Here is a 12,033-nt window from a genome sequence, read left to right as displayed (position 1 = left end):
GTACGTCATCATAAGCTACGCAGAGATCCATTGTGCATCGCATAATTCCCTATCACTACTTTCTATAATTATCCAGTAGTGACCGCGTAGCGTACCCGTAGGTTGGAATAATTACACATAATATATAAATTCTGTTAGGAATCGTGTCGAAAAATATTTTTTTGACACCCCAACAACGGCTCAAACCGTTGATAAATCAATATTTATAGAGGGAGGTAATTAGTGATGAGTGTTACATCAGTTTTAACAAAAGAAAGATCTAATAAGAAAGATATAAAGATAGAAAATACTAAAAGAGATATTAGTAATTTTGTTGAATCTGCTAGTAAAGTAATTGCACCACTTTGGCCGATTTCTACTTTTGCAGCACGTCATCCTTGGATGGGGCTTGAAAAGCAAACTTTTGATCAAGTTGCGGATCGGTTAAAGAATACTCGTGATGTGGATATTTATCCAAGTGCTTCTATGATTCTTTCAGCAAAAAATAAGGGGGAGATTAATGAAGCATTTGTGAAGCAAGGACTGCAGCGATGGCTTGATTCAAATTTACAGACGTTTAATATCCCTCGAGATGTCGCAGAGCGCTTTTGCCATGCAGCACTGAAATTGGAACCAATCCCATCTAATCTATTATCATCTGTAGAACTCAAGAAAAAAGTGGAGGAACTTAGGGAACAGAATGCCGATTCTATCAATCATTCTTCCATGCAACCAATCAGTTCCCAAATAGAGAATCAAGATGGGGAAAGGTTAATCAATATTCTCGATTACCATGTAATCAAGTGGTGTAAATTATATCTCGATGACTCACAGGCAGGTTGGGAAATGCCTCATCGTGAGGATGGTTTCTATCGTTCTTGGCATCGTCTCGTTTGCTATGATCCAGCACTATCTAAATCACAGCGTGAAAGTTTAAAAAAATGGCCAGAAGAGGCTGATAGTGCTTTGAAAAAAGCGTTAAAAGCACTAGATATCCCTGACACGGAAATCCAGAGTTATCTAGAAGTACATTTACTTTCGTTACCAGGTTGGGCAGGAATGATGCTTTGGCGTTCTAATCAGTCAAGTGAGGAAAATGCCCTAATCACCGAATATTTAGCAGTTCGAATTTCCTTGGAATGGGCTCTTATACATCCCTATCTCCCTTTTAGGAATAAACGATTGGAAAAAAGGGAGGCCACTCATTCTCTATTAGCAGCTTTGATTCATTGGGGTAGCCTGTCACTAAAGGAATGGACACAGTTGTCAAAGACTAAACAACACGAATATTTGCTATTTGCGGCAAGATTTGATGAGAAACTATGCAGAAAACTTTGGCTGGAAGCTTGGGAACAAACACATGCTGAGCAGTTAAGGCAAAAGATTATCTCCAAACAATCTAGGAACAGCGATAAGGATACGACGTTAGCGCAATTTGTATTTTGTATTGACGTACGCTCAGAACCATTTCGTCGTCAATTGGAAAAAGAAGGACCATTTGAAACGATTGGCATGGCTGGTTTTTTTGGAATACCAATTGCAACGAATGAATTGGGGAGCGCGCACAGTCATCCATCCTTGCCAATTATGAATAAGCCTTTGCATAAAATTATGGAGAGTACAGAGGAGAATGAATTAATTTCCTTTCAACAACGTAAGCAGGCAGTTCATTCCTTAAGTTATACATTTAAAACAATGAAACAGAACTTACTTGCAAACCTACTTTTACCGGAATTAAGTGGTCCCTGGCTTAGTCTTCAAATGGTAGCACGCAGTTTTGTGCCAAAAAGTGCAGATCGTTTGATTCATAATCTTCGTAAAAATTGGTTGCGTAAACCGAAGACAAACTTGGTGCTTCATCATGTTCATCAAACAGAGGAAGGAATACCGATTGGATTTTCGGAGAGCGATAAAGTGAACTATGCCCGACAAGCTCTAAAAATGATGGGAATAACAGACAATTTCAGCCCATTAGTTGTGATATGTGGACATGGAAGTCAAAGTATTAATAACCCTTATGCGTCTTCACTTGACTGTGGTGCCTGTGGAGGGGCATCAGGTGGATTCAATGCTAGGGTTTTAGCAACTTTATGTAACCTTGTTGAAGTAAGGGAAGAGCTAGCTTTGGAAGGAATAGCTATTCCTGATGATACTGTCTTTGTAGCGGCTGAGCACAATACAACAGTGGATGAATTACACTGGATATATATACCAGAGGAGCTTTCCGATTCAGCACATGCTGCGTTTCAGCGTATCGAAGCCATTTTGCCAAGAGTAAGCCACCAGGCAAATGCAGAGCGTCTTGCTAAATTACCTCATTTCCAATCGAAACAGAGCAAGCCAAAGTCTGAGGCCTATCAACTAGCTGAAGATTGGAGCGTGATCCGACCGGAATGGGGGTTAGCTGGCAATGCGGCTTTTATTATAGGACAACGTACATTAACGGAAGGTTCTGACTTAGAAGGCAGAGTATTTCTTCATAATTACAATTGGCAGAAGGACCGCAATGGGGAACTTTTAGATACGATTATTTCCGGTCCAGGAACTGTCGCTCAATGGATAAATCTAGAATATTACGCCTCAACGGTAGCTCCCCATTATTATGGTAGTGGCAATAAGGCAACGCAAACTGTTACAGCAGGTATTGGTGTTATGCAAGGAAATGCAAGTGACTTATTAACTGGCCTTCCTTGGCAATCTGTTATGCAATCAGACAATGAAGCTTATCATTCTCCACTTCGTCTGCTGATTGTCATTCAGGCACCTAAAGAATATGTGGAGCGATTATTAAAAAATAATGCAGCATTTCAACAAAAAGTAAAAAATGGTTGGCTCCGACTAGCGAGTGTCAGTCCAGAAGGTCATTGGGAAAACTGGTAGCAGTTGGTTTTTATAACAAAGGAGTGTACGATATGAATTTAGAAAAGACGAAAAAAGTGTTATTTCTGATGGATGTTAGAGAAGGCTTGGAGTCTATTTTAAAAGAAGAAACGAATATTCAACCAGAAAACATGCTGACTATCAAATGCTTTGGCCCTGTTATTTCCAATCCTTTTGGGGATATTATGAGGTCCATTATTATTGCTATTTATCAGGAACAAGTAGAAGAAATCTTTGTTGTCGGAACAAGAGAAGAAGGAAATAGTGCTATTTCTATAAAAGATCAATCTAATGCCAAAATACAAACATTAAATTATCTATTTCAAAATAGCATGCCTGAATTTTCCGGTGAAACAATTAATGAATGGCTAAATGGGAAACAAAATACTGGTGACAATATCAAAAATTGTGTTAATATGATTTGTCACCATCCATTAGTGCCTGCAGAGGTTAAAGTGAGAGGTTTAATCATCCATAATCAACATGGAAAGTCTGCCATCACTGAGATTTCGGCAAATAAAACTGCTTGAAAAATGAAAAAGCATGCTAAATGTTATTGAGTCATCAATCGGAATGGTATATATTCATATATATTACAGAGATTTGCTTCTACCATAAGCCAATCTTTTTAAAAATAAAAAACAGATTGAAAACTAGTTTTTATTGTTCAATAGGGGATGCATAGAAAATGAAAATATCAAAAGGCTCTTGTGAAGCCGAAATCAGTAAGGCAATTACTCAATGGGAAAAGGACTTTCTTGGTCGTGGATCTTTATCTGTTAAAACAGATATATTACGGGATATGATTATCGTGAGTTTACAAGGTATATTAACACCAGCTGAATATACGGTGTGTGAAACAAAAGAAGGACTATTAACCATTAAGAAAACTCGCTCCGAATTAGTGGAATCAGGAGTAGAAGAACTAAAGAAATGTATAGTAACCATTACTGGAGAAGAAGTAAAAAGTTTTCATACTGATTTAAGTTCACGCACAGGGGAACGCGTAATGATATTTAAATTATTTAATAATGTGGAAAATCTTTTTGTGTAAAAAAGACTAGGTATGGCATATAGGGTATTACGGTATTTTTTAGAGTGAAGAAAAATTCAGATGAAAAGAACAAGGCTGTGACAAAACTAAATAACTAATCTTTAAAGACGAACAATCTTTAATTTAGCTCTTAAATAAAGCTACTTTATCTATGTTTTTAAATATAGTTAAGTTTAAAAATAAGTTGTTCCATTGCGCTACAGACGCACGATTCTCTCTATTTCCTGCAGGAGTGGAGCGTCCTCCGCTACATTTCACTTCGTTTTTAAACCTTTTTCTAAAAAAAATAAACACGAACGTACATGTAATACAATTACATTATAGTTCGTGTTTATTGTTAGTTGAAATACTTATGTCCCAGCCTCGTTTATTTATTCTCCCAAAAAATAAATAAAACGCCTAAAAGAATAAGGCTAGAGCCAATCCAAAAGGTTATTCCGATATTTTCTCCAAGAATCATCCATCCAAGTACTGCCCCGACCACAGGCTGGAAGAAGAAAAAGATTCCTCCACTTGAGGCATTAAGCATTTGTAATCCACGATTCCAAAGTAGAAATCCTCCAGCTGTTGAAACAATTCCCAAATACAGTAAGCCTCCATAAATAGATGGATGTCCCCATTCAGAAATATTGATTCCTTGTAGCCGAGGCAAAACAAAAGGTGTTAACACGATTAGAGCAACAGTGATGGAATAAGTAGTCACTACAGTTTGTGAATAGTTACTTGGCAAAAGCTTTATAAGTACAGACATAAACGCCCATGTCAATGCGGCGAGTAAAAGTGTTATCCCACCTAGCTTGCTCGTTAAATCAAGATCCCCGATTCCAACAATAAGAAATACGCCAATGGTAGCGAGAATAACGGAAAAACCCTTTTTCATTGTCAAACGTTCTTTAAGCAGCAATCGTGCAAAAATCACCATAAATGCAGGGGTGGATGATGTGATAATTGCCCCCATTTGAGCAGAGGACAGCATGGTACCTGTTTCTTGTGCAACAATAGAAATGGCATTTCCAATAATGCCAATAGCTATGATGATAAGGAAATAACGTTTATCTATTCTCCATTTTTGCCGAGTTACAAACCCGATAATAATCAAAGTTACAATAGCGATTAGATAACGTAACCAAACAAGTTCAAGTGGGGAAATGACTGCAACAACCACTTTCACAACAACATACATACCACCCCAAATGCTGGCAGCTAAAGTTAAATAGATAGACCCTAATACAGTATTTTTCATGTTTTTTCCTCCGTTTATTGATTGCTATAAGCCCTTAACGGAGAAGTGTAGTCATCTTCCCTCATTAAAAGCAGAAAGATACTACTGGTACATCATTTTCAAATAACGGAGTCCAATACATGTGATTCACCTCATCGTTGGAAAAATTTTTCTTTCATTATAACAGATTCTGATAATTCATTGTTTTCGAATTTTATGGATATTAGAAAGTATGTTAAATTATTCATAACAGGGAAGTTACTAGAGGTCTATTTTTCTTTACATAGTAGATTAAAATATGGAGTGAATCTTTTGGTTTTGAAATAACGATACTGGAACAAGAAGAAATGTAATTATTAATGAAACCAAATTGTTCCATAGAAGTATAAATAAATAAAGAGAAAAATAACAAAATGTCTTTGCAACATGTGAACTTAAATTAGTCTGAATGGGAGGGGAAAATGAAGAAAGTTGCATTCTTGATAACAGTTGGCGTTTTTCTATTTATGACGGGCATTTATTTATCCACGAAATGGGTTATCTTTGGAACAGCTCTTTCTATTATTGGTAGCTTTATGGTGGGGGGAAGCTCCTATTTTTTGATTAATACAAAAAATAAGAGGACTCCTGAGTAACTGGAGGAAATAGGAGGATGGAGGTCGGATAGGATGAAAAAAATTATTTGGGCTTGTCTTACTTTAGCTGTGATTCTAGTTGTTAACTGGGGTTTAGCAACAATGTTTAATAATCATTTCATTGATTGGTCTTTTTTAGCTGGACTTGGGGCAACCATATTTATCGCTTTCTTTCATTCTTCTGGTGGGTTTACGTCTGATCTAGCTGATTCAAGACTTCAAAGCGGTAATAATGACGAATATTGGGACGCAAAAGAAGTGAAAACAAAAATCCCTAGGCAAAAAAGGAGTTTTACCCCAACCATTTCCTTCTACATTTCATTAGGATATACCATTATTGCTGGTATCGTTTCTTTCTTTTATTTTTGAAAACTATGAAACACCTAATTTTCGCTGTAAAAAAGTGTTCCTCTTCTTAGTAATATAGGGGGGGACAAATATGACTGATAGGAAGGATGGTAAGCATCCCAGATTAGAAAGCTATTTACTATATGGAATGATTTTTGGATTATTACCTGGAGTGATTGTTAGTATATTTGGTATTATAGCAGGAAATGTATTTCTAGCTGTTGCTGGTTGCGGAGTAGGGATTTCGTTAGGAATGTTGGTAGGTACTTTGCTATACTCTTTAAAAAAAGTGAATAGTTAAGTGAAATATAACCCTCCTGATGGAATAATAATGATAGCAATGTTTAATGGAAAAGCTGCTGGATGTGTGGCATCACGTAAATTTGGAATAAAAACAGAGTCACAGAAAAAAAGTTTCGGCCAAATGACAGCATAAGCCGTCTAATAAATAGAGTAAGAACGGCTGATAATGTCAATCTATCATTCCGGTTATCACAGAAGGATGAATAGCCAAAAAGGAGTACATGGCGACTAGAATAAGTTATAAAAGGAAACCCATGACATTTATCATTAATACTTCAGAATTAAGTTCCAATCCTCAGTCAAAACAACTCGGAGCTGAAATGGAAGTGGTAAATGTAGGATTTTTGCAATCCGATGAAATAGCGGAGATACATTGCTAATGAAGAGTATAGCATTATTGTGAACAGTAAAGATAATAAAAAAATAAACTAAAAATATTATATGGGAAGTCAGATGACTCCCCATATTTCTTTTAATCCGTCATATACTCATTCACTAAAACATAACATCTTTCTTTTGTTGATTCGTATAAAGAGATATATAATGCGACATTTTCAAAGGTGCCTCCATCATATTTTAGTCTTTCTTCCTCCGCTTTTGCTTCTTTTTCCTCTATCCATTTAAGCTGTTTAGTTTGCAAGTCTTGCATTGTCTCTTGTGACAAATCTTTTTTCAATGTTGCATAAATAGCATTCAGTGCTTCGTCATACTTTTCATAAGAAATGCCATAGTAATTTTTCATCGCGTTTGTAGCACCTGAATCGGAACCCTCTTTATCTGGAAATGTATCAAGCTCTTTCTGGAGATTGTCTAATCTTTCTAAAAAAACTTGTTTGTTGCCCGCAATCTTATCTGGCAAGGCATCAAGCACTTTCTGAATAGTAGCTAAGCTTTCTTGCCTTTTTTCCTCTATATTATTCTCTTGTTTCGAATCGTTATTATTATTAGCATCATCTGATTCACTTTGATCACTAGGATTAGGTTCCTCTATATTCTCAGATGCATCATCATTTGTAGAAGGCTCGTCTGTAGTTTCTTCAATATTCTCTGGTTCCGTTTGATTATTGCTTGATGGAGTTTCGTTAGATGAATTGCTGCAAGCAGACAATCCTAACAGTAAGATTACCAATAGGATTGCTTCTGTAAAAAATTTGTTTTTGTTCATTTGTTAATCCTCCCAATAAAAAATGGCGTCCATTATTAAATAATCATTTGGATTCCGATAAATGGTATCTATTTTAGCACGAAATGGCAATAGCTCACTAAGGCTAGCTGCTGATAAAAGCTCAATATCAAATTCCTGTAAAGCAAATCTTATCTTGACAGCAAATTCTTGGTATTTTTCGTTTACATATAAACGATGAGGTCCATCAAGTAAAAATCCTGAAGCACCACTGACTTTTTCATTCGTTTCGATACGAATCTTATGAAATCGTTCACCCATTCCCATAATCGCCACAGGTGCCAAACAGCATATATCAATAATGATTCCTTCCATATTCTCCTCACGCATCCTATATTTTTCTTCCACTGTGACGCCTTCTTTTATATAGCAAAATATTTCAACAAAAGATGCGTATCCCACTTCCAAAGTGATTCCACTCCGCCTCACAGATTAGATTAGGTATCCATTTTAGTCGATAAAACAATCGCCTAATTATGGGCTTCAATTTCTTGGTGATTCTCTGTATCATAGGGAAACCGATCGCCAACGACCTTTCCAGTAATTAGATTTTGTAATTATTTGTTAGAAAACGTATGTTTTACCATTCCATTTGTGGAAAGTAAATAATTCTGCTATATATATTAATTTCAATGGGAATCGAGTAGTATGGATGGAATGAAAGATATATTTATCTTATTTTCCGCTAGTAAATTTTCTGACGTAAGAAAATGAATAGGGATAAAATCATGGGTTTTAAAACGTTAAGCAATAGTGCAATTTAACCAATAATCAATAACAGCAAATTATGGTAAGTATAACATTTATCATACTATCATACATAGAAAATCCCATCAATTTTAGAGACAATTACACCTGTTTGGCTTGTTTCTTGACGCAGTACTAATTATGTGACACAATAACTACCGAACGGTCGGTAGTTTTATTAAAGGAGGATATGAAGGTGAATAAGTATTGGCTAATGGTATTTAGTGCGGGGATTGTGGAGGTTGCTTGGGTTTCTGGGCTTAAGCATGCATCCACTTTTTTAGAATGGACTGGAACGATTTTCGCCATCATTATTAGTTTTTATCTATTAATATATACAACAAAATATTTGCCTATTGGTACAGTATACGCTGTGTTTACTGGGCTGGGGACAGCTGGAACAGTCATTGCGGAAATCATTCTATTTAAAGAACCAATTAATCTAGTGAAAATGGTTTTGATTCTCGTATTATTAATAGGTGTAATTGGCTTGAAAATGGTAACAGATGAAGGGGCAAACAAAGAGGAGGCATAAACGATATGGCGTGGCTAGCTTTAATTGCAGCAGGATGTTGTGAGATAATTGGTGTCATTAATATTAAACGGTTAACGATGAAAAAATGGGATGCGCTTCTTTATTTAATCATTGGGTTTATGTGTAGCTTTGCATTACTTACTTATGCGATGAAGACTATTTCAATGGGGACAGCATATGGCGTATGGACAGGAATAGGCACAGTAGGCTCCGCAATCTTAGGGATGTTTGTATACGGAGAGCCCAAGGATTGGAAAAGAATTTTATTTATTGCAATGATTCTTTGCGCTGCAGTCGGATTGAAACTAATCTCATAAAGGAGAGAATTACGTGAAAAAAGAAGAGATAAAAAAAGCAGCGATTAAGTTTTTTTTACAAAATGGATTTGAAGGAGCATCTCTTTCAGAAATTGCAGAGGAAGCGGGCATTAAAAAAGCGTCTATTTATTCTCACTTCAAAGGAAAAGATGACCTTTTTCTCGAAGTATTAAAGGAAGCAAAAGCAGAAGAAATCGAGCGTAAACAGCAGTTTTTTGAAAAAGAAGATTGTAGCAATCCAGAAACGTTTCTCTATCATTATTTACTTTATGTAAAAGGGATGTTCCAGGAAAATGAAATGCTGAAATTTTGGTTGAGAATGGGCTTCTTCCCACCAATGCATCTATATGATGTCATTCAAAAAGAAGTAACAGAAGCAGAGAACTTCCAGGAGCATTTAATTGACGAAAAGTGCGCGAAATGGATAGAGAAAGGGCAACTTACTATAAAAGATGCAAACATATTTAACTCCGCTTTCACAGGAATTATCATCGCAATCATGGTTGAAATCGTTTATTTTAATTCAGGGAAAAGAGTGGATGATAAATTAGCAGCATTGTGGGAGGTTTTTTGGAAAGGAGTTTCAAGGTAGGGGAAGGGGGGAATTAAGTTTGCAAAAACATATCATTGTTAATATCCCATTTTATACGGAGGGAAATTCTAGCTTTCCAAAACCTGTACTAGGAAACTATGATTATTGGCTCCAAACAGTGGATTATTTTTTACGAAAATCGGATTGTTTTGAAATTCATTGTTGGAATGAAGAAGCGATTACTATAGAAGAACTCAAATCAACGTTTTATCCAGATATCGAAATACAGAAAGAGGATAATTTAACGATATTCCATGGAAAGAAAACAGCTGCTTTTGTCCATTATTTATCCAACAGCTATACAAATAAAGCTAGAGAATTAAAGTGGTTTACGGTGAATTTACTAATGGGAGAAAGGATGGTCTTTCATTCCAGTCATTGGGGAACAGAGATCTTTGTTCCCCATGCTACGGAAAAGGAAGTCGCATATATAAAAAGTGTATGCCCAAAAGATGCTCAAATCGAAAGCTATTGACTCGGATAGAAGTGTAATCAATGTATTAAGCTTCTCCAAATCCAAATGCAAAGGCTAATAATGTGAAAATCACACCTGCTATCCCATTTAAAAGAACTCCAAGAATAATATTGCTCCACTTTTTAGACAAAATAGCGAATACAATTCCAGTTATAGATAAAATTCCGAATAATAAGAAGAAGATGCCTGCATTATTGGCACTGAGAAAAAAGGATAATACAATACAAATACCAACCATAAGTAGAGATAACCATCCATTTTTTGTCATTAATAAGCCTCCATCCATTTGTAATAATTGTATTATACGATATATTTAAATGGAAATGGGGGTTATTTCCAGTTTTTAATGAAAAGAATCAACTAATCTCAATAGTTAAGCTAAATAAACCTTCCTCAAGCTCTCATTACATTCCGTATAAATAATTTTTCCAAATAGTGAAACTGATTAACGCGACACGCGTATATAGTTATATGTGGAATGCTTATAACATTCCTTATAATACTAAATTAATTCGTTAGCAAATGGAATTTTGAGAATATTTAAATATCATTAATGGAAATATTATACTATACTGAATGATAAGCTAATATTAGAAGAGGGGAAATTCAATGTTCAAAAAAAGGTTTGTTCTTTATGTATTTATTTTTACTTTCCTTTTAACGGGTTTTATTATTTATCAAAAAGTTACGGATGACACATATAAGGGAATGACCATTATTCCTGAGCAAGAGAAAGACATTCCATTATATGCGGGACTTACACCAACTAAAGACCAATACATAATGGACGGAAATAGCTGGGAGGCTATTTATGACTACTATGAGCAAGAACTTCCTAAGCATGGATGGAGTGTAGAATATATAGGCTCAGCACTTGAGGATAATGATTCAGCAAATGATTGGTCTGGATTTTATTCTCGATGGAGAAAAGCAGGCTTTGATGGTGAGCTATCCCTTTCTGCATCTTATAATAAGTCAGAAATGCAAACAGAAGTGATGTTTGACAAGCATCAAATTTTAGATAGTACTGTCTGGCTAAAGCAAAATCCAGAGAGCATTCGTATATACCAAAATGAATCTCAACAAGATGGTGTGGAAGTGAAAGATAAAGCAGCCATTAGCGAAATAGTCCAGTTCATAAATAGCGAAGCATATGATTCAAAAGAAACGACTATTAGTAGAAAGCATACAAAATTAATGGATTTAGGAAATTTGAAAATAAAGGTATATTATGAAAAGGAGAAGACTATTTTCCTTCAATCTGCAAAAGGAATAAAGGAAGCTAAGCCAGATCCCAGTTTTATGGCGTTTATTTTAGCAAAAGGGAATTGAAGGTTATTTTTTTGAAGATAAATGCGAAGCTATAGGTGGAATTTTAGCGTTTGGTGCAGTTGTTTTTTATTATGCTTCTTTAGGTAGGATAATCACTGCCGAAGAAAAGATAGCTGGCAGAGATTTAACGTATAAGATTCATCCATTTACAGGTTCTGCAAAAACCATAGACGAGAGTACTAAATAAACAAACGAGAGAAGGTTGTTTAAAATGGTACCTGTAGTTAGGACACTTGAAAAAGAGTGTTTTATCTACAGGTATTTTTTTATATACTTAAATTACTAAAAAGGGATTAGGAGACAACATGAGTAAGATAACATTTTCAACGAAAGAGATAAAAATGCTTAAAAGGAATCCAAATGTACAAAGTGTCAGTGAGCGAGCTATTACCTATACGGATTCATTTAAAAATAGATTTATGGATGAGTAT

15 protein-coding genes are annotated in these 12,033 nt (G+C 35.5%); 11 read left to right on the top strand and 4 right to left on the bottom strand.

Going from position 1 to position 12,033, the window contains the following annotated elements; all coding sequences use genetic code 11:
• The first annotated feature begins 225 nt into the window (after positions 1 to 225).
• The 3 genes from QQZ16_RS20390 (at position 226) to QQZ16_RS20380 (ending at position 3,913) form a co-directional block, all read left to right on the top strand.
• On the top strand, positions 226 to 2,859 hold the full coding sequence (locus QQZ16_RS20390; protein WP_031539740.1) for a DUF2309 domain-containing protein: 2,634 nt from the start codon (positions 226 to 228) through the stop codon (positions 2,857 to 2,859).
• A 32-nt stretch (positions 2,860 to 2,891) separates the two neighbouring features.
• Positions 2,892 to 3,389, top strand: coding sequence for a carbonic anhydrase (locus QQZ16_RS20385; RefSeq protein ID WP_031539738.1), 498 nt, complete (start codon positions 2,892 to 2,894; stop codon positions 3,387 to 3,389).
• A gap of 158 nt (positions 3,390 to 3,547) precedes the next feature.
• The gene (locus tag QQZ16_RS20380; protein ID WP_031539737.1) at positions 3,548 to 3,913 is read left to right on the top strand and encodes a DUF2294 domain-containing protein; all 366 of its coding nucleotides are present in this window, start codon (positions 3,548 to 3,550) and stop codon (positions 3,911 to 3,913) included.
• A 367-nt stretch (positions 3,914 to 4,280) separates the two neighbouring features.
• Here QQZ16_RS20380 and QQZ16_RS20375 read toward each other — a convergent pair whose 3' ends face one another.
• Entirely contained in the window at positions 4,281 to 5,156 is an 876-nt protein-coding gene (locus tag QQZ16_RS20375) for a DMT family transporter (protein WP_031539733.1), read from the bottom strand.
• Positions 5,157 to 5,596: 440 nt separating this feature from the next.
• Between QQZ16_RS20375 and QQZ16_RS20370 the strand changes: the two genes are divergently transcribed.
• The 3 genes from QQZ16_RS20370 to QQZ16_RS20360 all read left to right on the top strand — a co-directional run bounded on the left by QQZ16_RS20370 (position 5,597) and on the right by QQZ16_RS20360 (position 6,419).
• Complete coding sequence (locus QQZ16_RS20370; RefSeq protein WP_192840956.1) at positions 5,597 to 5,770, top strand: hypothetical protein; 174 nt, start codon at positions 5,597 to 5,599, stop codon at positions 5,768 to 5,770.
• A gap of 33 nt (positions 5,771 to 5,803) precedes the next feature.
• Positions 5,804 to 6,139 carry a hypothetical protein gene (locus QQZ16_RS20365; RefSeq protein WP_031539731.1) on the top strand — a complete coding sequence of 112 codons (336 nt, stop codon included), beginning with the start codon at positions 5,804 to 5,806 and terminating at the stop codon, positions 6,137 to 6,139.
• Positions 6,140 to 6,209: 70 nt separating this feature from the next.
• Positions 6,210 to 6,419 (top strand): hypothetical protein, encoded by a 210-nt coding sequence (locus QQZ16_RS20360; protein ID WP_031539728.1) that lies wholly within the window; start codon positions 6,210 to 6,212, stop codon positions 6,417 to 6,419.
• A 474-nt stretch (positions 6,420 to 6,893) separates the two neighbouring features.
• On the opposite strand, the gene QQZ16_RS20355 is transcribed toward QQZ16_RS20360, so the two are convergent.
• Together QQZ16_RS20355 and QQZ16_RS20350 are read right to left on the bottom strand one after the other, a co-directional pair.
• Positions 6,894 to 7,586 (bottom strand): lysozyme inhibitor LprI family protein, encoded by a 693-nt coding sequence (locus tag QQZ16_RS20355; protein ID WP_031539727.1) that lies wholly within the window; start codon positions 7,584 to 7,586, stop codon positions 6,894 to 6,896.
• A 3-nt stretch (positions 7,587 to 7,589) separates the two neighbouring features.
• A complete protein-coding gene (locus QQZ16_RS20350) occupies positions 7,590 to 7,952 on the bottom strand; it encodes a hypothetical protein (RefSeq protein ID WP_152910835.1) in 363 nt (120 codons plus the stop codon).
• 613 nt (positions 7,953 to 8,565) lie between these two features.
• On the opposite strand from QQZ16_RS20350, the gene QQZ16_RS20345 reads away from it, so the two are divergent.
• Genes QQZ16_RS20345 through QQZ16_RS20330 form a run of 4 tightly spaced genes read left to right on the top strand, consistent with a single transcriptional unit; the run spans position 8,566 to position 10,270 of the window.
• Positions 8,566 to 8,886 (top strand): DMT family transporter, encoded by a 321-nt coding sequence (locus tag QQZ16_RS20345; protein WP_231512599.1) that lies wholly within the window; start codon positions 8,566 to 8,568, stop codon positions 8,884 to 8,886.
• Between the two features lie 5 nt (positions 8,887 to 8,891).
• Positions 8,892 to 9,203: a DMT family transporter gene (locus tag QQZ16_RS20340; protein ID WP_031539721.1), complete on the top strand. Its 312-nt coding sequence runs from the start codon at positions 8,892 to 8,894 to the stop codon at positions 9,201 to 9,203.
• Positions 9,204 to 9,216: 13 nt separating this feature from the next.
• On the top strand, positions 9,217 to 9,795 hold the full coding sequence (locus QQZ16_RS20335; RefSeq protein ID WP_031539720.1) for a TetR/AcrR family transcriptional regulator: 579 nt from the start codon (positions 9,217 to 9,219) through the stop codon (positions 9,793 to 9,795).
• A gap of 19 nt (positions 9,796 to 9,814) precedes the next feature.
• The gene (locus QQZ16_RS20330; RefSeq protein WP_031539718.1) at positions 9,815 to 10,270 is read left to right on the top strand and encodes a hypothetical protein; all 456 of its coding nucleotides are present in this window, start codon (positions 9,815 to 9,817) and stop codon (positions 10,268 to 10,270) included.
• A gap of 25 nt (positions 10,271 to 10,295) precedes the next feature.
• On the opposite strand, the gene QQZ16_RS20325 is transcribed toward QQZ16_RS20330, so the two are convergent.
• Complete coding sequence (locus QQZ16_RS20325; protein ID WP_031539717.1) at positions 10,296 to 10,538, bottom strand: hypothetical protein; 243 nt, start codon at positions 10,536 to 10,538, stop codon at positions 10,296 to 10,298.
• Positions 10,539 to 10,879: 341 nt separating this feature from the next.
• Here QQZ16_RS20325 and QQZ16_RS20320 point away from each other — a divergent pair, with 341 nt between their 5' ends.
• Positions 10,880 to 11,602 (top strand): hypothetical protein, encoded by a 723-nt coding sequence (locus QQZ16_RS20320; RefSeq protein ID WP_031539716.1) that lies wholly within the window; start codon positions 10,880 to 10,882, stop codon positions 11,600 to 11,602.
• The last annotated feature ends 431 nt before the right edge of the window (positions 11,603 to 12,033 follow it).

This window comes from Bacillus sp. T2.9-1 (assembly GCF_950097965.1).
In the GTDB taxonomy this organism is placed as follows: Bacteria; Bacillota; Bacilli; order Bacillales; family Cytobacillaceae; genus Niallia; species Niallia hominis.
This window is presented reverse-complemented; position numbering and strand designations above follow the sequence as displayed.